A 21,924-nucleotide genomic window follows, 5' to 3' on the forward strand; every position below is an offset into this window, starting at 1 on the left:
CCCCGGCGCATCGCCGGGGTTCAACCGTTTCACACACAGGGTCAGTGGAGCACGGCCGAGGGGGTCTGGTGGCCGGTGGTCGGCATTTTGAAACCTGCGGTCATACGTTTGAGAGTCAGCCCCAGTTCTTCCGACAGGGATGCCAGCGCGGGGGCAAAATCCGGACGTACGATCAAAGACGCCAGCATCATCGCATCTTCACGCGCCCCTTCGGACGCTGCCGCGATCATCTGTGCAAAGCAATTCTCATCCGCGCCAAGGCACGAACATCCAAGACCATGCCGGATCAGGGGGCGGCGGCCATGGGTGGCGCATAGCGAGCACAAGCGATCCAAAGTCAGCATTGCCGCACGCCCGCAATCCGCGCCCAGCGCGACTTGGAAATCGCTGGCAGCGTCGGCACGACCGCCCTCGCCTTCGCTCCACATCCGCAGATACATCACGGCACCCGCTTCGATGGGATCGAGATCGGCAAGGCGGCCAACCGCTGCGCCGCCGCGCTTGAAAGGCGCGCTCATTTCGTCAGGATCAGTTTGCCTGCACGGGTGATGCGCAGGGTGTAAAGTTGATCGCCAAGCTCTATATGGGCCAGGTTGCCGCCCTTGGTCAGATCCTCGGCCTTGTGCGCGGGAAGCATCGAGACAGCGTAACCTTGGGTTGGGGTCGGGTTCTGTACGTTCATCGGGACATCTCCAGAGCGTTTCGGCATGGTGCCATATCTATCGCGTTTCAATTGATTTGGCTGACCCCGAAAGGGCTGGCTTTCTGTTCCTGTCGCTTAATCTGATTATTTTAGTAAGGATTGTCAAGCATCGTTTTGAAACAGGCGATTGCCCCCCGGTACAGGGCGGGTTAGGTCTTGGGTCGGGCGATGAAGGGCAAGCAAACATGACCGCAGCAGTTGTATTCGATCTGGACGGAACGCTGGTGGACAGCCTGGGCGATCTGGCGGCGGCGGCCAACCGCACGCTGAGCGACGTTGGGCATGATCCATTGGCAACGGACATCATCAAAGGATTCGTCGGCAACGGTTTACCCAAGCTGGTCGAACGCATGATCCGGCATTGCGGGCTGCCGCTGGATCGCCACGCGGAACTGACCCAACTGACCCTCAAACACTACAATTCCGCGGCCAGCGAAACGACTGTTCCCTACCCCGGCATCCCAGAGGCATTGGCCAAATTGCAGCAAATGGGATGCGTTCTGGGCGTCTGCACCAACAAACCCGAAACACCGGCGCGGCATGTGCTGGAAGCACTGAACCTGTCCCGGTATTTCGACGCGGTTCTGGGTGGCGACAGCCTTTCGACGCGAAAACCGGACCCCAACCATCTGTTCGCAAGCTTCGATGCGCTTAGGGCGTCCGGCCCGCGTCTGTTCGTCGGCGACAGCGAAGTTGACGCGGAAACGGCTGCGCGTGCGAAGATCCCGTTTTTGCTGTTTACAGAAGGATACCGCAAAACACCGGTCGCCGAAATTCCACACACCGTGGCCTATGGCGCATCACAGGATTTGCCCGCCCTCGTCGCCGAATTGATCAAAAGCTGACGCCGGGCGCAAAGATCATCGCGCCCTTCGACGCCCGTAACGATCCGCATGGCCACTGACCCCGACTGCCATGCCCCCCAAAAGTTAAGAGGGGCCGGCCGAGGGGGTGTGGCCAGCCCCTCATCGGGGAAAGTTAATACCGTGTGTGTTTGTGTGGTAAGTACGGTAAGTTATGTTTACCCCTGTTTGTTGCGGCGCGAAATTGGGGGTTTCCCGTAGTTCCCCAAAAAACGCGAAAAATAAGGGATAAATGGCGTTTTTCCGGCCCCGGTCATCTGCAAATTTCCGCATGCAAGACGGGCTTCTGGCCCGCAGCTTCGCAGGGATGATCTGCAAGCCGATTGCAAGCCAAGGGTAACCCTAGGAAAACCTGTCAGAAATCACGCGACCCTGAAAATTGCCTGAACAGAACGGTGCTCTGTCAATTGACCGCATGAACCCGTCGGTTCAAATCCCGGACAGCCTGACAAATGCGTGTTTGTGATACTCAAAACCAAACGGCTTGCGTCAAACGCGGCTGAATTCCGCGTCTCTACGCGAGATTCCTTGCCGAGTCCGACGACCCCGACTGCGCTGTCCGAATCTTCCCTATTCCTGACAAGCGACGTTCATTCGGTTCTGGCAGCCTTCTGCGCGGCAGATGCTTGCGGGGTTGTGCTCAGGATATCAGACAGTCGGGCACCAACACCCTTTTCATCAGAACCCGACGAATCTGTCGGCCGTTTTCACAGCACCCTGCCGCGCCGGAAACCCGGTTATTGGTAATTCTTCGCCTTGGACATTTTGCCGATACCCGGATTGAACGAGTTGGTCGGGTCACAGCATTTGTAATGTGCCGCCAGGTCCGGCTTGGCCTTGTAAAGGTGCCCCACGTTATGTTCAGCAGGGTATTCCGCGCCGCGTTCGTCAAACAGTTTCAACATTGCGGCCTTCAGAGCTTTTGGGTCAGCCCCTTTTTTGACTATGTAGTCCTGATGCATCACGTGGCACATGAAGTGCCCGTAATAGAGTTTGTGAACCAACTGGTCTTCGATCTCAGGCGGCAGCTTCTCCAGCCAGTCCTGGTCGTTGCGGCGCAGTGCGACGTCAAGTGCGATGATATCTTCGACGTCGTCCGAATGGATCGCCATGTAACGTACCGCCGCGCCTGCCGCCGCAAAACGATGAAGGCCTGCGATCCTGGCCTCGCGCGCATCACATTCGAAAAATCCGCCATCCCGCCCACTCAGAAATCGCGGCAACCACTCAGCGGCCTCGGACACACCTTCATCCTTCATTTTCAGGATCAGGTGATGTTCGTATTTGTCGCGAAAATCCGTCATCCGTTTGGGCAGGACACGGGGCCACAAAGCTATTGCTGCCTGCATGAAACGATCAGTGAAATTTCGCAAAAACGGAATGCGCCGCAGGCGTGCATCCACGGCGCCTTTCATCGCAAAGAACATCGGCAGACGGTCCGTGCCAAGCTTGTCGATCATCACGACCGTGTCCTTGCCATAGCGTGCTGCAATATCGAACGCTTCGCGATGCATGTATTCGGCCGAAACCGGCAGCGATTTGAACTCTGACAATATGTGGCGCCGCAGGTCCGCCAGATCGTCGGGATTGTTGGTGCCCACATAGAACACCTTCTCGACCTCGTTCTTGGGAAAGGTGTCAAGGCGCACGGCAAAAACGGCCAGCTTCCCGGCCGAGCCCGAAGATTCGAAAAGCTTGGCCTTGTCCGCATTGAACCGCGCAGGCGTTTCCGCATTCACATCCCGCACGATCTGTGCGTAGTCGCTGGCCGATGCACGTTTGTTGGTTGCCCCGGGATTGCGTTCGAACCTGCCTGCATCGAGGTTTGCAAGGATCTCTTCCGGCGTGCTGCCCAGATCGATGCCCAGATGGTTGACCAGTTCCAATTCACCCTGTTCGGTGATTTGCGCATAGACGGAAAGTTCCGTGTAAACCGGACCGCGCTCTACCAGAGAACCGCCGGAATTGTTGCATACCCCACCCACGATCGACGCGCCGATGCAGGACGAACCGATCACCGAATGCGGCTCGCGTCCGAACGGGGCCAACAGTTTTTCCAACGCAAAAAGCGTGGCGCCCGGAAAGCTGACGATCTGCTCTGCGTCGTTCAAGGGCACCAGAGTATCCATCCGGCGCGTGTTGATCAGAACTACGTCACGGTCATAGGTGCCGGACGGCGTAGACCCTTCGGTCAGGCCAGTATTGGCCGCCTGCATGATGACGATCTTGTCGGCTGCAACGCAGGCTTGCAGGATCTTCCATTGCTCCAGCAGGGTCCCCGGCTGAACGACGCACAGCGCCTCACCCTCGCCCGAGCGGAAACCGCGCCGAAAGCGCTCTGTCGCGCGCTCTCCAATCAGCACGTGACGCGTACCGACGATAGAGCGGAAATGTTTGATCAACGCGCCATTGGTCATATCGGCCCCCGTTTCGGGTTAGGGATTGCGGAAACGAATATTTTCGCGGCTGAGCTGGCCAACACTGGTGACACCCATCAGCTTCATGTCGCGCTCGATCTCGGCACGCATCAGCCCAAGGGCCCGTTCGACCCCAGCCTGCCCCGCGGCAGCGAGAGGATACAGGTAGTGCCGCCCGATACCCACGGCTTTGGCCCCGATCGAAAGCGCCTTGAGCACATGGGTGCCACGCTGAATGCCGCTGTCCATCATCACGTCCAGCTTGTCGCCGACGGCATCGACAATCTCGGCCAGTTGATCGAACGGCGTGCGCGATCCGTCCAGTTGGCGGCCACCGTGGTTCGACAGGATGATGCCGGTGCAACCGATCTCAGCCGCGCGTTTGGCATCCTCGACGGTCATGATCCCCTTCAAGCAGAACTGACCATCCCAGTCGCGCACCATCTGCGCCACGTCATCCCAGTTCATCGACGGATCCAGCATGTCGGTGAAATACCCACCGATGGAACTGGCCCCACCGCCCATATCCACATGTTCCTCAAGCTGAGGCAGCCGGAACTTTTCATGGGTGACATAGTTGATGCCCCACATCGGCTTGATCGCAAACTGTATCATGCCGCCCAGCGTCAAGCGGAACGGGATCGAGAACCCCGTGCGCAGATCACGCTCGCGGTTGCCGCCGGTGATGCTGTCGACGGTCAGCATCATGACCTCGACACCGGCCTCTTTGGCGCGCTGCATCATGGCGGCGTTCAACCCGCGATCCTTGTGGAAGTAGAATTGATAGACCTGCGGGTTCTTGTGTTTTTGGCGCAGCTCCTCCAGCGAGACGGTTCCCAGAGAGGATACTCCGAACATGGTGCCGTATTTCTCGGCCGCCGCCGCGACGGCGCGCTCGCCCTGATGGTGGAACAGGCGCTGCAACGCGGTGGGTGAGCAATAGACCGGCATGTCCAGTTTCTGCCCCATCACCGTGACGGACATGTCCACGTCCGAAACCCCGCGCAGGACCGAAGGCAACAGATCGCAGCGGTCGAACGCCTTGGTGTTTTCCCGATACGTCACCTCATCATCCGCGCCACCGTCGATGTAATTGAAGATCGGCGCCGGCAGCCGATGTTTGGCCAGCCGCCGGAAGTCGTGGAAGTTATGACATTGGCTCAGACGCATCCGATAAGCTCCTTAGTAGGCGACCGAGGGCAACCAGGTGGCGAGGGTCGGCCACAGGAACACTAGCGCCAATCCGGTCAATTGCAGCAGGACAAATGGGATGATGCCCTTATAGATATGCGTCAGCTTGATCTCGGGCGGGCAAACACCTTTGAGATAGAACAATGCAAATCCTACTGGCGGCGTCAGGAAGCTGGTTTGCAGCGTCACCGCAACCAGGATCACGAACCAGACCAGCGCCGGTTCATCCAGTACGCCAAAGCCGGGGATGTCGATGCCCAGACCGTTCACGATGGGGCGCATCAGGGGCAGCACGATCAGCGTGATCTCGATCCAGTCCAGTACGAAGCCCAGCAGGAAGACGATGAACAGGATGAACAGAATTGTTCCGTTGGCGCCAAAGCCGGTGGATTGCACCACATGTTCGATCAGCTCATCCCCGCCCAGTTCGCGCAGGACATAGGAAAACACAGTCGCGCCGAGGAAGATCGCAAAGATATAGGCGGTGGTGTTGAAGGTCGACACCAACACGTTCCACAGCTTGGCAAAGGTCAGCTTGCGATAGCCCAGCGCCAGCAGGGTCGCACCCAAGGCACCGATGCCGGACGCTTCGGTTGGCGTGGTCAGACCGGCAAAGATCGACCCCAGCACGGCGAGGATCAGCATCAGCGTCGGGATTACGGCGATCAGCACGTCCTTCACGGCTGCCCAGTCGGGGGCTTTCGCGCCTTCGGGCACGGGAGCCGCGTCGCGTTTCACCAGAGCCAGAATGAAGATGTAGGTCAGATACAAGGCGCCGATGATCACGCCCGGGAAAACCGCGGCCATGAACAGGTCACCGACTGACAGGGCCATTTGATCGGCCATGATCACCAGCATGATCGAGGGCGGGATAAGGATGCCCAATGTCCCCGAGGCCGAAACCACGCCCGCCGCCAGCGTCGGCTGGTACTTCTGCTGCATCATCGACGGCAGCGACAGCACGCCCAGCAGAACAACCGAGGCACCAATGATGCCGGTCGAGGCCGCCAGAATGATCCCGATCAGGGTCACGGTGATGGCCAGTCCTCCGCGCACCGTCCCGAACAGGCGCTGCATCGAGGACATCAGACGCTCGGCCACTCCGGATTCGTCCAGCATCAGCCCCATGAAGATGAACATCGGCAGGGCAACCAGAACCGCGTTGGACATGGTCGCGTAGACCCGGTTCACCACCGCGCCCAGGGTCAGGTAATCAAGCCCGGTAAAGGTGCTTTCCAACCCGGTCCACAGCATCAGATCGTTGTCGAACAGATAAGCCAGACCGCAATAGGCGACGCCGACACCGGCCAGCACCCACGCCACCGGGTAACCGGTGAACAAAAGCGCGATGAAGGTCAGGAACATCGCGATGACCAGCTTTTCCTCGGTCGTTTCGACCAGGAAGGTCAGGCCAACACAGACGGCAGCGAATACCGCCAGTACCAGAAGAATACGGCGCAGCGGCGCGCCTTCACGTTCCGAGGCCGGCCCGTAGATCAGCGCGTGCCCGTCATGGATCAACCGTGCCAACGCGGCCAGCGCCAACAGCACAAAGCTGATCGGAATCACCGCCTTGAAAGCCCAACGCGCAGGCAGGCCGGTTGGGCTGTCCGAGCGTTCGTTGACGCGGAAGCTTTCGTAGAAATAATCATAGCCCTGATCGACCATCAGATAGATGAACGGGGTCAGCAGGGTCAGGATGCCGATCACCTCGATGATCCGCTGCGCGCGGCGCGAAAGCTGCATATGCAGGACGTCCACACGCACATGGCTGTCGGTGATCAAGGCATACGAGATGCCGATCATCGTGACGATTCCATAGAAATGCCACTGGATCTCATCCAGTTTCGGGTAGTTCTGGCTGAGCAGGTAGCGCAACGAGACCTGTGCGAAGATCGCGCCCATCAGCAGGACATTGGCCCACATGACGACATGACCTACAGCCTTTACCCCGGCATCGATCGCGACGGCGATTTTCTGGCGGTCGGAATCGGGGTGTTCCAGGATGCCTTCATAGGCTTCGACCGGATCGTTGAGGTTCTTTTGGGTGGTCATGGTCATTCCTCGCTCAGCAACCCGGAATACGGGTAGTGAAAGGTTAGAAAGTCCGAAGATCGAAAAGCAGGAACCGGAGCGGCGGATCGGGCCGCCCCGGCAACGTCAGTGAGGGAGAGATTACTGACGTGGGAGGAAGGCGTTCGTCTTCCAGAGGTTATAGCCGTCACGGAATTCGTTCATGTCGGCCAAAACCTTGGCAAAGAAGGCATCATTGGCGGCTTCTTCTGCGGCAACCTCTTCCCAGGTCGCGCGGAAGGTATCCAGCATCTCGGGCGACCACTGCTTGATGGTGACGCCGTTGTTTTCAACGTTGTCGATCAGGGCCGCGTGCTGGATGGCTTCGCCTTCGGCAAAGCTGTCCGCCATCGAAGCCTTGCAGGCGCTTTCGATGATTGCCTTGTGCTGATCGCTGGTTTCGTTCCAGACGTCCTTGTTGATAAGCAGTTCAAACACGGTCGCCTGCTGATGCCAGCCGGGGAAATAGTTGAACTTGACCAGCTTGTGGAAGCCCAGGCGCGCGTCGATGGCAGGCATTGAAAACTCGGTCGCGTCAATCGCGCCTTTTTCCAATGCGGGGAAGATCTCGCCACCTGGCAGCAGCGAGGTCGCCACACCCAGTTTCTGCATCACCTTGCCGCCCAGACCAAAGAAACGCATCTTCAGCCCGTTCAGGTCCTCGGGCGAATTGATTTCGGACGCGAACCAGCCCGAGGTTTCCGGCGCGATGATGGCGCAGGGCAGTACTTTGACGTTGTAACCGGCCTGATCATACATCTCCTGATACAGGGTCATGCCGTTGCCATAATACAGCCAAGCCATGTATTCGCCCGCCTCGGGGCCGAACGGCACGGCCGAGAACAGCGGCGCAGCCGGGATTTTTCCGGCCCAGTAACCGGCCGTAGTGTAACCCGAGTTGATCTTGCCGGTGGACACGGCGTCCAGAATTTCGAAGGGCGGCACCAGTTTTCCCGGCTCGTACACCTTCATCTTCAGCGTGCCGCCGGACATCAGTTCCAGCTGATCAGCCACACGTGGAATAGGCGAACCCAGGCCCGGCAGTTCGGTCGAAAAGGCAATCGGTGTTTTCAGCAGCAGCTTGTCCGCCGCAACTGCGGGTGCCGCCAGCAGGCTGGCGGCCACGGCCAGGCTTGTCAGGGTCTTCTTCATGAAATCTCCTCCAGGGTTGGTCGGGTTTTCTCCGATCAGTGGCGCAGGCTCTTCCAGCGCCGCTCCGGTGGTAAACTAACTTTACCAGCTTAAACCAGTCAATAACTTTGTTTACCACTGGCGCTAACCGAAACTGGAATCTCGCCTTCTACAAGCCCTGCAAAATCCCGATACGACTGCATCAAAGAACAACAGATTCTCCAAAAATCATTCAGAAACAGACACGTAATTCACGTCCGGGAAGAACAGCCTCGCGCTTGAAATCTGAACGGATATGGTTATCTTTGTTTACCAGTTATTCTGGTTATTTCAGCGTCACACGGGGCAATATCTCATGAACACCACGGCGATTTTTGAACCGGTTGGACACGAATCGCTGGCTGATGCGGTGGTTTCACAGGTCGAGGACCTGATCGCTTCGGGCATCCTGAAGCAGGGCCGAAAACTGCCTTCCGAGCGCGATCTGGCCGAGATGTTGCGCGTGTCGCGCCCGAAGTTGCGCGAGGCCCTTCAGGTGCTGGAAGAACGCGGGCTGGTCACAACGCAACACGGTGAGGGAACATTCGTCGCGGCCCTGACCGGACAAGCCATGATGCCCGCGCTTCTTGCTTTGTACGAACGCCACGAGCCGGCTTTCTTCGACTATCTGGAGTATCGCCGCGAGCAGGAAGGTTTCGCGGCCCGGCTTGCCGCACGTCGCGCCACCAAGGCAGACAAGGAACGGATTTCCGAGATCCTTGATGAAAACGAGCGTGCCTGGCAGGAGCAGGACGCCAAGGCTTCGCAAGAGGCGGACTTTGCGCTGCATTCCGCGATTGTGGATGCCAGCCAGAACGCGACCCTGATCCACATGATGGCGTCGATCTACGAACTCACCCGCAAGGGCGTTTTCTACAATCGCGACTTCTTGCGCACGATTGACGGGACCGGCGAAAAGCTGCTGCAACAACATCTCGAACTTGGTCGCGCGGTGATCGAAGGGGATGAGAAGCGGGCCGAAAAAGCGGCAAAGGATCACATCGACTTTGTTGAAGAATCATTCAAACTCGGGATCGAACAGCGGCGACGCGAAGCCATGGCCGAAAAGCGCCGGATACTGTCACGCTGACGGCTTTGCCACCCATTTGCCCTTCTGATTACGGGGCCAAAGTCCCCGAGGTGGCCGCGAACGGCACCTGTTTGGCGATTTCGCCCGGCGTCCAAACTTGCCCGATCCGGCTGTCAGATATCTTCTCCGGGCGGCTCCAGAAGGCCGCCTGGCTCCAACAAGGCCCGCTCGGACAGCCACGGGTTGAGCTCAAGCGCCTCGGACAGTGCTGCACGCGCGTCTTCCAGGCGTCTCAACCCCATCAGGGACAAAGCTCGCCCACTCAGCGCACCGATATGGTTTGGCGACATTTCGATCGTGACATTCAGGTCGCGCAATGCCGCGTCAAAATCCTGCCTCAGATAGTTTACGAAAGCCCGCTGATTATAGCCTTCGGCATAATCCGGGCAATATTCGACAAGTTGGTTGAAATCGTCCAATGCGCCCGACAAATCCCACGCCTCTCGTCGCGCCATTCCCCGATCCAGCAATGTCTGCGACCGGGCATCCGGCGCGTCTGTCCAAAGTTCCCACATTTGATTCGAGATGACCCGGGCGTCGCTTTGCGATTGCGCCTTTTGGACCTGCTTGATCAGCGCATCCACACCTTCGATATGATCCGGAGCCGTGGGGCATGTCTCGGCCATGGCCGAGCATGAACACGCGATCAAAAAAAACGTTGCAGCATAGGTTCGCATCACGAAGCAAGGGTGGGCCATAATTCCACCGCGTCAAGGCTGATGTTCAAAACCGCCCAGCATACCGGTTTCCTTCACGGCCTCCATCGCAACAAAAGTTGAGGTATTGGCGACATGCGGCAGAGACGAGATCTTCTCGGCCAATACACGGCGGTATTCCGACATCGTGGCGGTGCGCACTTTCAGAAGATAGTCAAAATTGGACGCGATCATATGCGCCTGCTCGACCTCGGCGGTTTTGCGGACGGCTGCGTTGAACTCGGCCAGCGCCTTTTCGCGGGTATCGGTCAAACGCACCTCGACAAACGCGACGTGATCCAGCCCCAGCCGGATCGGATCCAGCATCGCCCGATAGCCCGTGATCACTCCGCTCGCCTCCAGCCGTTTGAGCCGCGCCTGCGTCGGAGATTTCGACAGCCCGATCTCGCGCGCAAGATCGGCCACCGAGATACGGCCGTCCTCGGCCAGAATTCTTAGAATCGACCGGTCAAACCGATCAAGATCAGGAAAACTCATTTGAACTGTCCGCTACCAAAAATTCAGATCATTCTCCTTCAATTATATCAAACTCAGTCCGTTGTCCTGATTTTTCCGCATTATATTATCGCAAAGACCGGAGGACATATGTCACACAGCCTGCGCACCCTCATCGATACTTCCACCTATGCCGATCAGTCGGCTGTTCTTGAGACACTGATCTCTCAGGCCAGCCTGACGGACACGGATCGCAGCGCTATTGGCGCCGCGGCTGCGCAGCTTGTGCGCGACATCCGGTCCAGCACTTCTCCGGGGCTGATGGAGGTGTTTCTGGCCGAATATGGCCTATCCACCGACGAAGGCATCGCCCTGATGTGTCTGGCCGAAGCGTTGCTGCGCGTGCCGGATGCCGACACAATTGATGCGCTGATCGAAGACAAGATCGCGCCCTCCGATTGGGGCAAGCATCTGGGGCAATCCTCGTCCTCGCTGGTGAACGCCTCGACATGGGCGCTGATGTTGACCGGAAAGGTGCTGGACGAGGGCAAGGCGTCTCCAGTCGGGGCGCTGCGCGGTGCGATCAAGCGGCTGGGCGAGCCGGTAATCCGCACTGCCGTGGCACGCGCGATGAAAGAGATGGGCCGACAGTTCGTTCTGGGGGAAACCATTCAGTCCGCCATGGATCGCGCACGCGGGATGGAGGAGAAAGGCTATACCTATTCCTACGACATGCTGGGCGAAGCAGCCCGAACCGAAGCGGACGCGGCGCGCTATCACCTGTCCTATTCCCGCGCCATCTCGGCCATTGCCGAGGCCTGCATCCATGACGACATCCGCGCCAACCCGGGCATTTCGGTAAAACTGTCCGCCCTGCACCCCCGTTATGAGCTGGCACAGGAACAGCGTGTGATGGACGAGCTGGTGCCGCGGCTGCGGGCGCTGGCCCTGCTGGCCAAGGCGGCCGGAATGGGCCTGAACGTCGATGCAGAAGAGGCGGATCGCCTGTCGCTGTCGTTGCAGGTGATAGAGGCGGTGATGTCCGACCCGGCCCTTGCCGGCTGGCACGGGTTTGGCATCGTGGTTCAGGCCTATGGCCCGCGCGCAGGCCTGGTCCTGGATACGCTGCATGGCATGGCCGAACGTCACGATCGCCAGATTATGGTGCGATTGGTCAAAGGCGCCTATTGGGATACCGAGATCAAACGCGCGCAGGTCGAGGGGGTGGATGGCTTTCCCGTCTTCACGCACAAGGCGGCAACCGACGTCTCCTATATCGCCAATGCACGCAAACTGCTGGGCATGACCGATCGGATCTATCCGCAATTTGCCACGCACAACGCGCACACGGTCAGCGCCATCCTTCACATGGCCAAGGATCAACCGTTCGAGTTTCAGCGCCTGCACGGCATGGGCGAGACCTTGCATCAGATCGTGATGGACAAGCAGAACACCCGGTGCCGCATCTATGCACCTGTGGGGGCGCATCGCGACTTGCTGGCTTATCTGGTTCGGCGCTTGTTGGAGAACGGTGCGAATTCATCCTTCGTCAACCAGATTGTGGACGAGGATGTGCCACCGGAAGTGGTCGCCGCCGATCCGTTTGTTGCGATCCGGACCCCTCCGCCCGCACTGCCGACCGGGCCGGAATTGTTCCAGCCTGAAAGACCGAATTCCAGGGGTTTTGACCTGCATCACACACCAACCCTGGATCAGATTGATGCGGCACGGGATCAGTTCCGCGCCCATCACTGGTATGCGCAACCCTTGCTGGCCGACGCGGCCAAACCCGATGCGGATGAGCCGGTGATCAATCCGGCACGGCCGCAGGACAGGCCCGGCGCGGTGGCCCCAGCCAGCGCGGCGGATGTGGAAATGGCACTGGCCTCGGCCAACCCCTGGGATGCCCCAGCTGCCGAACGCGCCCGCATCCTCAATGCCGCAGCCGATCTTTACGAAGCCCATTATGGCGAGTTGTTTGCCCTGCTGGCGCGTGAGGCCGGGAAGTCGCTGCTTGATGCGGTGGCCGAACTGCGCGAGGCGGTGGATTTCCTGCGTTACTATGCAGCCAACATGCCCGATGCCGAACCCGCGGGGATTTTCACCTGCATCAGCCCGTGGAACTTCCCGCTGGCGATTTTCTCTGGGCAGATCTCTGCTGCGCTGGCAACCGGAAACGCAGTTCTGGCCAAGCCTGCGCCCCAGACGCCCCTGATCGCACATCGTGCCATTCAGCTTATGCACGAGGCGGGGGTACCACGCGATGTGCTGCAACTGTTGCCAGGTGGGCCCGCCGTGGGTGCGGCGCTGACGTCGGATCCGCGCGTCTCGGGCGTGGCCTTCACCGGGTCAACAGCCACCGCGCTGAAAATCCGTGCGGCGATGGCCGGATCCATGCGCCCCGGTACGCCGCTGATTGCGGAAACCGGCGGTCTGAATGCAATGATCGTCGACAGCACCGCCCTTCCCGAACAGGCCGTGCAGTCGATCATCGAAAGCGCCTTTCAGTCGGCGGGCCAGCGCTGTTCCGCCCTGCGCTGCCTGTATTTGCAGGAAGACATCGCCGATGACGTTCTGACCATGCTCAAAGGGGCGATGGATGCGCTGTCGGTCGGCGACCCCTGGCTTTTGTCGACGGATTGCGGACCGGTGATCGACGAACAGGCCCGCCAGGGCATCGCCGAGCATGTGACCAAGGCGCGCCACGAAGGGCGGGTGCTGAAAGAGCTTCCGTTGCCGCCCGAAGGTATCTTTGTTGCTCCGACACTGATCGAGATCCCCGGCATCGCCGCGCTGGAACGCGAGGTGTTCGGCCCGGTGCTGCACGTCGCCCGGTTCAAGTCGCAAGAGATCGACAAGATCATCGCCGATATCAACGCCACCGGATACGGCCTGACCTTCGGCCTGCACACCCGCATCGACGACCGCGTGCAGCATGTGACCGAGGCGATCCATGCGGGCAACATCTATGTGAACCGCAACCAGATCGGCGCCATCGTCGGGTCTCAGCCCTTTGGTGGCGAAGGATTGTCAGGCACGGGCCCCAAGGCGGGCGGGCCGAACTACATGATCCGGTTCTGCGCACCCGACCGTCAAAGCACGGCGGATACCTGGGGCGCCGTGGCTGATCTGCCTGCGGCACAAGGTCAACCTGCGCAGGTCAAAACCCGGTCCCTGCCCGGCCCGACCGGTGAATCAAACCGCCTGAGCGAGTATCCCCGTCCGCCTCTTTTGTGCTTGGGACCCGGAGAGGCCGCAGCGCGTGCGCAGGCCGATGCTGTACACGCGCTGGGTGGCACTGCCATTCAGGCGACCGGGATGCTTGACCTGCACCGGTTGGAAAACCTGACCGGAATTTCGGGCGTGTTGTGGTGGGGAGATGACGAAACAGCGCGGCAGATCGAACAGCATCTGGCGCGCCGCGACGGCCCGATTCTGCCGCTTATGCCCGGCAAGCCCGACCGCGCGCGTGTTCTGGGTGAACGCCATGTCTGCGTGGACACGACCGCGGCGGGCGGAAACGCCGCGTTGTTGGGAGGTGCGGCATAAGCTTGCCTTGACGCTGGACGCACAAAAGCCCAGCGTCACGGCATGTTTCCGATCCGCGACCATAACCCCTCGGGGCGCACACCTTATGTTGTCTATGCCTTGCTGGCGGCCAATATCCTGATCTTCCTCAGCTATGTTGGGATCATGGATGATGGGCCACGGATCGGCAGGCTGTTTTTCGACTACGCCATCATCCCGGCGCGGGTCAGCGACGGGTTCGGGCTGGAAACCCTCGTGACGTCCATGTTCCTGCACGGGGGGTGGATGCACCTGGCGGGCAACATGCTGTTTCTGTGGATCTTCGGTGACAATCTGGAAGACGAGATGGGCCATCTGCCCTTCCTGCTGTTTTACATGGCGGCTGGAATCGGCGCGGGCCTGATTCACGTCATCACCGGGCCCGAGTCCCAAATTCCCACTGTTGGGGCCTCGGGCGCGATTGCGGGCGTGATGGGCGGGTATCTGTTGCTGTTCCCGAAAGCACGGGTCGATATCCTGCTGATCCTGGTCGTCTATTTCAGGGTCTTTACCATTCCCGCCTTCATCATGCTGGGCGTCTGGCTGGCGATACAGTTCTTTGGCAGCGTCACCAGCAATCCGGACGAAGGCGGCATCGCCTATTGGGCCCATACCGGGGGGTTTGCCGTTGGCCTGATCCTGTGCATACCGCTGTGGCTGAGACGCGGCGGAATTCAGTTCTGGGATCGAACCCATGGACATCCGCCCCACCCGGAGGCGAAGTACAAGTTGTCACAATCCCGCATTCCGCGCGTTCCGCGCCGCTAAAGCCGGTTCAAAGGGCGCCTAGCCCCGGATCACCTTTGCGAACTGATCGAAGATCGGTTCGTTTGAACAGATCACTTCACCATCTTCCAGCACGTTGCCTTCAGGGTTCAGCGCCTGCACGAAGCCGCCAGCCTCTTTGACGATGATCACACCGGCGGCCAGATCCCAAGCATTCAGGCGGCGTTCCCAAAAGCCTTCGTATCGGCCTGCGGCCACGTATGCCATATCCAGCGCGGCGGCGCCCCAACGACGCACACCGGCGCAGGCGGGCATCAGACGCGCCAGATCCTGCAAAGTCGCAGGCAGATCCGAGCGGCCACCAAAGGGCAAACCGGTCGCGAAGACCGATTCAATCATGCGATGACGACCCGACGCGCGAATACGGGTGTCGTTCATCCAGGCGCCCTCACCTTTTTCAGCAAAGAACATCTCGTCCTTGGCGGCGTCATAGATCACGCCGGCAACGATTTTGCCCTTGTGTTCCAGGGCTATGGAAATCGCCCAATGCGGCAGGCCGTGCAGGAAATTGGTGGTGCCGTCCAGCGGATCGACGATCCAGCGGCGGGTCGGATCCTCGCCATCGATGGAGCCGCCCTCTTCGGCCAGCCAGCCATAGGTCGGCCGTGCGCCCAGCAGCTCTTCTTTCAGGATGGCTTCGGCGGCGATGTCGGCCTTCGAGACGAAATCACCAGCGCCTTTCATCGACACCTGCAGATTCTCGACTTCACGGAAATCCTTGACCAAAGAACGCCCCGCCTTGCGCGCGGCCTTGATCATGATGTTGAGATTTGCGCTGCCAACCATTGTCAAAAGGCTCCTGTCCGGTCAAACCGCGCGTATACTGCCGCAATGCGCCCTTGCCAAGAGGAATGATGCGCATAACAGACCCGCAGGAAACGCCGTTACTGGGATTGCAGCTTGCGCGCTTCTTCCCGGGCCAGTTTCACCAGTTCCTGCACAAAGGGTTTCTCCAGATCTTCCGACCGGACCGCGGCATAGAGACGCCGTGTAATACCCTCTTTCGTCAAGGGACGGGTGATGTAGTCCGAGTTGTATTTGACCTCGCGCACGACCCAATCCGGCAGCACTGAAATGCCCCGGTTCGATGCAACCAGCAACAGAATGACGGCGGTCAGTTCCACCTGCCGGATCGTTGCAGGCTCAACCCGCGCCGGGATCAACAGCTGGCTGAACACATCCAGACGCGTGCGTTCCACCGGATAGGTGATCAGGGTCTGGCCGCGAAAATCCTCGGCCTCGATATAGTCTTTCTTGGCCAGGGGATGGGTCGAAGCGGCCACAAACACCGCGTTATAATCAAAAAGTTCGACAAATTCGACGCCCGGCAGGTCTTCGGGATCGGACGAGACCACCAGATCGACCTCTTCTTTCTGCAAGGCCGGAAGCGCGTCGAAGGCCAGACCGGGGCGGATATCGACATCAACGTCGCCCCAGGACTTCCTGAAAGATTCGAGCACCGGAAACAGCCATTCGAAACAGGCGTGGCATTCGATGGCTATATGCATCCGCCCTGTGCGCCCGTCCCGCAGCGAAGAAAATTCATTCTGGGCGGCTTCGACCTGCGGCAGAATCTGCTCGGCCAATCGCAACAGGCGCAAACCGGCAGCCGACAGTTTCATGGGTTTGGAGCGGCGCAGAAACAGCTCGACCCCGGCCTGATCCTCCAACCCTTTGATTTGATGGCTCAATGCGGACTGGGTGATGTTCAACTGATCCGCAGCGCGGGCCAGCCCGCCGCATTCATGGATCGCCTTGATGGTGCGCAGGTGCCGGAATTCAATATGCATTTCAAACAGCATTCATGTTGTTGTTGAGTAATATGAGTTTGTTTCACAATGCTCGCCATGGCACAAGAGGCTCAGTTGATCCAGTGAGGCCACGATGTCCAAACCTGAAATTTCCTTCGAGTTCTTTCCGCCCAAAACTTTGGAAGCCTCTTTCCGCCTTTGGGACACGGTCCAGACATTGGCCCCTTTGGATCCCCGCTTTGTTTCCGTCACCTACGGCGCTGGTGGCACGACGCGTGAACTGACACGCGACGCGGTTTCGACCCTGCACAAGTCATCGGGCCTGAACGTGGCCGCTCATCTGACCTGTGTCGATGCTTCGCGGCAGGAAACGCTGGAGATCGCAGACACCTTTGCCCGCGCCGGCGTGCAGGACATCGTCGCCCTGCGCGGCGACCCGCCAAAGGGTCAGGACAAGTTTGTGCCGCACCCCGACGGGTTTTCCAGTTCAGTCGAACTGATCGAGGCTCTGGCCGAAACCGAAATGTTCAGCATCCGTGTCGGGGCCTATCCCGACACCCATCCCGAGGCTGCAAACATGGCTGCGGATGTGGACTGGCTGAAGGCCAAGCTGGACGCAGGCGCAGACGAAGCGCTGACACAGTTCTTCTTCGAAGCCGAAACCTTTTTTCGGTTCCGCGATGCTTGCGCCAAGGCCGGTATCGACAAACCGATCGTGCCTGGCATCTTGCCGATCGAGAACTGGGCAGGTGCTCGCAACTTCGCCAAGCGCTGTGGCACGCATATTCCCCTGTGGGTCGAACAGGCGTTTGAAAAGGCGGTGCGCGATGGGCGTGAGGATCTGTTGGCCACGGCAATCTGCACAGAGCTGTGTTCAGACCTGATCGAAGGCGGCGTGGACAAGCTGCACTTCTATACACTGAACCGTCCCGAACTGACGCGCGATGTCTGCTTTGCACTGGGCATTACACCGAGCGTTGAGTTGGAAAACGTCGCCTGACTTTCAAAAAGCCCAATGATTCGCCCGGGTTACGTTTACGCCCGGGCGTTTGTCGTTTCAGAAGATGTGCACTGTTTCACAACCCCGCCCGTAAAACGGTGCCTTTGAGGGACAATTGAATCTCAGCATCGCGATTGTTGTCCCCAGCCCGGCAAATCATCCCTGAAATTTGACAAAACTATGACTGTGACCACACTGGTTCTGTGTAGTTTGTAAAGAGTGTTTTGAGTATGGAACCTGTCGATAAAGTGCGGGCGCGCGCGGATGCGTTGGCGGATCTGGGGTTGAGTCCCTGCGCCGGTTCCCAAGAGATCAGGGACGCCTGGAGGCAGATCGCCTTCCATTCACATCCCGATCATACGGATGGGGACAGTTCCGGTTTTTCGCGCGCCAAAGCGGCTTATGATTTTCTGCGCAAGGAAGGGTTGGTTACAAAAGGTGGTGCCAGTTCCGGCCCTCCGCAACCGCGCCGCCCCCGTTTGAAAAAGCGCATCATCGAACTTCCGCTGGAAGATATCGCCGCCTGCAAGGCGATTTTGAATCCCGACCAGAGGTTGCCGCAAATGCACGATGAAGCCGATACTCAGGACACATCTGATGCATGTGTCTCGGATCACGTTCCCGACGCGGTCGGGTGTTACGGGCGGCATCTGACCTATTTTGTCACCACGCCCGTGCATCATGGGGCAAATCGCGTGGCCTTGCCAACGACCGTCCTGACCAACGCGCGCCACACCGAGGCTGAAATTCTGAGCTTTCAGTCAAAAGACACCGGCGCCGGAGAAGTCATCATCCCTGATACGATCCGCGAACGGAAGTTTCCGGGGGCCAAAAGTGTGCGGATCAGGTTTGATGCCGATCAGGATATTCGGGATCAATTCTGGCTTGCGGGGTAACGGCCTGAGCCCGGCTGGACCAGCCGGGCTTGGTTCTTTTGATGCCGGATCAGTTTGAAACCGGGCCTTCCGACGTGAATTTCGGGATCACATTGGTCGAAGCGTCGCTTGGTTCGATACCGGGCCAGTTTCCTTCGGCAAGATTGATATTGCCTGGAATGTCTTCCTCGAAAAATCCGACGACCACGTCGGTGATGTTGAGATACAGCTTGTCATCCACGATCCGCCACAGGTTCGGATTTGCCGGAACCTTGCCACCACGCGACACGCCGTAAGCGCAGTGCCCATCATATTGCGGCGCGTAGTATGCTGGGTTTTCAAGAAATTTGTCGCGGTTTTCCTCGGTCGCAAAAGCCCAGGTCGCACCGTTGTATTCGGCGGTGATGTTGGCATTTCCGCGCACACCTTCGGGCTGCGACTGGCCCACCGGCATCTGATCCAGGCTGCGATAGGCAACGACATCATAACCCGAAACAGCAAAACCTGTGCCGTCGATATATTGAGGGCCGGCCAAAGCCGGAACCGCCAGCGCTATGGCCGCAGCGAGTGTCAATGCAAAGCGTTTCATGTCGTTCATCCTTTTTGGGTCAACTAAATCCGTGATGCCTTGCGGCAGGTCTGACAGGACAATATGCGATTCCCAAGCGGTGCGTAGTCCCCCTAACGCCGCTGTGACCCGACACGAGAAAACGTGAGAGTTTGGCGGCGGATTGTTACAGAATACGCCAGTTGAGTAGGGTTGGACTCGGCGGTTTGCAATATTAGCTGTATGGCAGCCCTGACATAGGCAAGAAAGGCAAGTGATGAGCGACCAATCCTCGTATACCCCTCCAACGGTCTGGACCTGGGACAGTAAAAGTGGCGGACAATTCGCCAACATCAACCGGCCGATCGCCGGCGCGACCCATGACAAGGACCTGCCGGTCGGACAGCATCCTCTTCAGCTGTATTCGCTCGCGACACCTAATGGCGTGAAAGTCACGGTGATGCTGGAAGAGCTGTTGGCACTTGGTCATGAAGGCGCTGAATACAACGCCTGGCTGATCAACATCGGAGAAGGCGACCAATTCAGCTCGGGCTTTGTCGAGGCCAACCCGAACTCGAAAATCCCCGCGCTTTGGGATCGGTCGGGCGACAAACCTGTTCGTGTTTTTGAAAGTGCCTCGATCCTGTTCCATCTGGCTGAAAAGTTCGGCGCGTTTCTGCCCGCATCCGGCCCCGAGCGGACCGAGGTGATGAACTGGGTGTTCTGGCAGATGGGCAGCGCGCCGTATCTGGGCGGTGGATTCGGGCATTTCTACGCCTATGCACCCGAGAAATGGGAATACCCGATCAACCGTTTCGCTATGGAGACCAAGCGCCAACTGGATGTTCTGGATCGTGAACTGGCGGAGAAAACCTTCATAGCGGGCGAAGACTATTCAATCGCCGACATGGCGATTTGGCCCTGGTATGGCCAGTTGGTTCTGGGCCGCCTTTACAGCGCGGCAGAGTTCTTGGACGTGGAATCCTACAAGAACGTCATGCGATGGGCCAAGGCAATCGACGCGCGCCCTGCGGTTCAGCGTGGCCGCATGGTCAACCGCGCCTTTGGCGAGCCGCACACGCAGCTTCACGAACGCCACGACGCCAGCGATTTCGAAACCCGCACGCAGGACAAGCTGGAAGCGGCGGCGGAATAAACATATCCCAGGCGCAACGACACGCGGTGCAGCTTGTGCCGCGTGTTTGCATTTGGATGGTTATTTCAGAATGGGTGGGTTGTCCGGATTGCTGCCGGGGGCTTCGCGGACCGCTCCGGCAATTTGCGGCTGCGGCAGATCAAACCGAAGGCCCACCTTGGCCAGAAGCGCGGCGGCGGCCTCGCTTGCGGTGAAAAACCCGACATCCATCGCGCCTGCCTCAATCCCGGAAAAGGTCAGCGCCTCGGACGCGGCCTTGGCCAAAGCGGGCTCGGCCCCTTCAATCGCATCGACAAATCCCAACAGATGGCCCTGCGCGCCCGATTTGGACTTGGTGGCAACCAGATAGGCTGCGCTGGCAAGTCCGCCCGCCGTCGCTAGTTTCGTATCCAGCGCGGTCAGCAGGTTCTGCGGCAGACCGGCAGGGGGTAAAAACTCGGCAAGCTCTTCCTCGACCTCTTGCGGGCTGTGCTGCAACGTTTCAGCTAACCATTCCAAGGCTTCCGCCGGGACCAGCATAGAAGATGGCGCAGTCTCCAGGTTCAGACCAAGCCCGATGCCCTGCCCCGACAGCATCCCCGAAAGCACCCGCCCCGACAGCGCCACATAAGGCACGGGCCGCCCGGCAAACTGCGCCAGCCGGTCCTCACGATCAAAAGCCAGAACAAAGCGCCCGTCAGCCACATCGAACAATTCGGGCGAGATATTTTCGTCCCGCGCTTCTTCGGTCAGCATCAGAAACAGCTCGCTATCGGCAAGCCGTTCAAAGAAACGCAGACGGGCGGCATCACTTGTCGGGTCCGCCTGCATCGCGGCATGCGCGGTGTCCAACGCCGTGGATTCAGTCATTCAGCACCTCTTGGACCCGTGTACGCAAAACAGGCAGCAGTTCAGCCTCGAACCACGGGTTTTTCTTCAACCATGCCGTATTGCGCCAGGACGGGTGAGGCAAGGCAAAGACCCGCGGCGCATGGTCCCGCCAGTTGCGAACGGTGTCCGTCACCGACCCGCGCGCGCCAAGATGAAACTTGTGTGCATGACCTCCGACCAACACGGTCAGCGGCACACGCCCCAGGTCCTGCATCACCCGGTCGTGCCAGGTCTTGCGGCAAATCGCAGGTGGCGGAAGATCAGCATTGCGCGCATCATACCCAGGAAAGCAGAACGCCATCGGTACGATCGAAACACGGTCGCGATCGTAAAAAACCGACTCACCAATCCCCAGCCAGTGCCGAAGCCTGTCGCCGGACGGGTCGGTGAAGGGCCGCCCCGACTCGTGCACACGGGCGCCCGGTGCCTGCCCCGCGACAAGGATCGGTGTTCCGGGGCGGAACCAGACCACCGGGCGCGGCTCGTGTGCGGTTTCTGTTTGCGCGAACCTGTCGGCACACAAGCGGCAGGCGCGGATTTCCTGACGTAACGCGTTCATCTGATCCTGAAGGCCCCTGCCCATCCGGTCTGTTGTTGGCTGCCAAAACAGATAATAACGACCTGACGCGGCACCAAGTGACCGATAACCTTTGCTGCACCCAATCAGACATTCATGCGCGCAACCGGACCGCATTGATCATTTGTTTCATTATT

General features: G+C 59.2%; 20 protein-coding genes. 7 read left to right on the top strand and 13 right to left on the bottom strand.

The annotated features are described in order from the left end of the window. Positions 1–41: 41 nt before the first annotated feature. On the bottom strand, positions 42–518 hold the full coding sequence (locus FIU92_RS12485; RefSeq protein WP_152458927.1) for a hypothetical protein: 477 nt from the start codon (positions 516–518) through the stop codon (positions 42–44). Continuing rightward, positions 515–682, bottom strand: a complete 168-nt coding sequence (hemP, locus tag FIU92_RS12490) for a hemin uptake protein HemP (RefSeq protein WP_083445319.1) — start codon at positions 680–682, stop codon at positions 515–517. The genes FIU92_RS12485 and hemP overlap by 4 nt, the downstream gene beginning before the upstream one ends. 206 nt (positions 683–888) lie before the next feature. On the opposite strand from hemP, the gene gph reads away from it, so the two are divergent. After that, on the top strand, positions 889–1,548 hold the full coding sequence (gene gph, locus FIU92_RS12495; RefSeq protein ID WP_152458928.1) for a phosphoglycolate phosphatase: 660 nt from the start codon (positions 889–891) through the stop codon (positions 1,546–1,548). A gap of 755 nt (positions 1,549–2,303) precedes the next feature. Here gph and dld read toward each other — a convergent pair. From dld to FIU92_RS12515, 4 genes are all read right to left on the bottom strand, one after another. Then, positions 2,304–3,983, bottom strand: a complete 1,680-nt coding sequence (gene dld / locus FIU92_RS12500; protein ID WP_152458929.1) for a D-lactate dehydrogenase — start codon at positions 3,981–3,983, stop codon at positions 2,304–2,306. 18 nt (positions 3,984–4,001) lie between these two features. Next, on the bottom strand, positions 4,002–5,153 hold the full coding sequence (locus tag FIU92_RS12505; protein ID WP_152458930.1) for an alpha-hydroxy acid oxidase: 1,152 nt from the start codon (positions 5,151–5,153) through the stop codon (positions 4,002–4,004). A 12-nt stretch (positions 5,154–5,165) separates the two neighbouring features. Further along, the gene (locus tag FIU92_RS12510; RefSeq protein ID WP_152458931.1) at positions 5,166–7,229 is read right to left on the bottom strand and encodes a TRAP transporter large permease subunit; all 2,064 of its coding nucleotides are present in this window, start codon (positions 7,227–7,229) and stop codon (positions 5,166–5,168) included. Between the two features lie 120 nt (positions 7,230–7,349). After that, complete coding sequence (locus tag FIU92_RS12515) at positions 7,350–8,399, bottom strand: TRAP transporter substrate-binding protein (RefSeq protein WP_152458932.1); 1,050 nt, start codon at positions 8,397–8,399, stop codon at positions 7,350–7,352. Between the two features lie 334 nt (positions 8,400–8,733). On the opposite strand from FIU92_RS12515, the gene FIU92_RS12520 reads away from it, so the two are divergent. Continuing rightward, a complete protein-coding gene (locus FIU92_RS12520) occupies positions 8,734–9,507 on the top strand; it encodes a FadR/GntR family transcriptional regulator (protein WP_152458933.1) in 774 nt (257 codons plus the stop codon). 113 nt (positions 9,508–9,620) lie between these two features. Here the strand turns inward: FIU92_RS12520 and FIU92_RS12525 are convergent, their stop codons facing one another. Continuing rightward, entirely contained in the window at positions 9,621–10,133 is a 513-nt protein-coding gene (locus tag FIU92_RS12525) for a hypothetical protein (RefSeq protein ID WP_254705377.1), read from the bottom strand. Between the two features lie 84 nt (positions 10,134–10,217). Then, a complete protein-coding gene (locus FIU92_RS12530) occupies positions 10,218–10,700 on the bottom strand; it encodes an Lrp/AsnC family transcriptional regulator (RefSeq protein WP_152458934.1) in 483 nt (160 codons plus the stop codon). A gap of 108 nt (positions 10,701–10,808) precedes the next feature. Here FIU92_RS12530 and putA point away from each other — a divergent pair, with 108 nt between their 5' ends. Then, positions 10,809–14,207 (top strand): bifunctional proline dehydrogenase/L-glutamate gamma-semialdehyde dehydrogenase PutA, encoded by a 3,399-nt coding sequence (gene putA, locus FIU92_RS12535; RefSeq protein WP_152458935.1) that lies wholly within the window; start codon positions 10,809–10,811, stop codon positions 14,205–14,207. A 42-nt stretch (positions 14,208–14,249) separates the two neighbouring features. Beyond that, on the top strand, positions 14,250–14,993 hold the full coding sequence (locus FIU92_RS12540; protein ID WP_152458936.1) for a rhomboid family intramembrane serine protease: 744 nt from the start codon (positions 14,250–14,252) through the stop codon (positions 14,991–14,993). Between the two features lie 18 nt (positions 14,994–15,011). Here the strand turns inward: FIU92_RS12540 and FIU92_RS12545 are convergent, their stop codons facing one another. Beyond that, complete coding sequence (locus tag FIU92_RS12545) at positions 15,012–15,797, bottom strand: inositol monophosphatase family protein (protein WP_152458937.1); 786 nt, start codon at positions 15,795–15,797, stop codon at positions 15,012–15,014. 98 nt (positions 15,798–15,895) lie between these two features. Then, the gene (locus FIU92_RS12550) at positions 15,896–16,801 is read right to left on the bottom strand and encodes a LysR family transcriptional regulator (protein ID WP_152459911.1); all 906 of its coding nucleotides are present in this window, start codon (positions 16,799–16,801) and stop codon (positions 15,896–15,898) included. Between the two features lie 94 nt (positions 16,802–16,895). Here FIU92_RS12550 and metF point away from each other — a divergent pair, with 94 nt between their 5' ends. Both metF and FIU92_RS12560 read left to right on the top strand, forming a co-directional pair. Continuing rightward, complete coding sequence (gene metF / locus FIU92_RS12555; RefSeq protein ID WP_152458938.1) at positions 16,896–17,762, top strand: methylenetetrahydrofolate reductase [NAD(P)H]; 867 nt, start codon at positions 16,896–16,898, stop codon at positions 17,760–17,762. A gap of 230 nt (positions 17,763–17,992) precedes the next feature. Beyond that, entirely contained in the window at positions 17,993–18,658 is a 666-nt protein-coding gene (locus FIU92_RS12560; RefSeq protein ID WP_152458939.1) for a J domain-containing protein, read from the top strand. A gap of 49 nt (positions 18,659–18,707) precedes the next feature. Here FIU92_RS12560 and FIU92_RS12565 read toward each other — a convergent pair whose 3' ends face one another. Further along, positions 18,708–19,226 (bottom strand): YHS domain-containing (seleno)protein, encoded by a 519-nt coding sequence (locus FIU92_RS12565; RefSeq protein WP_152458940.1) that lies wholly within the window; start codon positions 19,224–19,226, stop codon positions 18,708–18,710. A gap of 235 nt (positions 19,227–19,461) precedes the next feature. Between FIU92_RS12565 and yghU the strand changes: the two genes are divergently transcribed. Next, on the top strand, positions 19,462–20,340 hold the full coding sequence (gene yghU / locus FIU92_RS12570) for a glutathione-dependent disulfide-bond oxidoreductase (protein ID WP_152458941.1): 879 nt from the start codon (positions 19,462–19,464) through the stop codon (positions 20,338–20,340). 60 nt (positions 20,341–20,400) lie between these two features. Here yghU and FIU92_RS12575 read toward each other — a convergent pair whose 3' ends face one another. After that, entirely contained in the window at positions 20,401–21,189 is a 789-nt protein-coding gene (locus tag FIU92_RS12575; protein ID WP_152458942.1) for an SseB family protein, read from the bottom strand. Continuing rightward, positions 21,182–21,793 carry a uracil-DNA glycosylase family protein gene (locus FIU92_RS12580; RefSeq protein WP_253283471.1) on the bottom strand — a complete coding sequence of 204 codons (612 nt, stop codon included), beginning with the start codon at positions 21,791–21,793 and terminating at the stop codon, positions 21,182–21,184. The genes FIU92_RS12575 and FIU92_RS12580 overlap by 8 nt, the downstream gene beginning before the upstream one ends. Positions 21,794–21,924 lie beyond the last annotated feature (131 nt).

It is taken from the genome of Ruegeria sp. THAF33 (assembly GCF_009363615.1).
GTDB lineage: Bacteria > Pseudomonadota > Alphaproteobacteria > Rhodobacterales > Rhodobacteraceae > Ruegeria.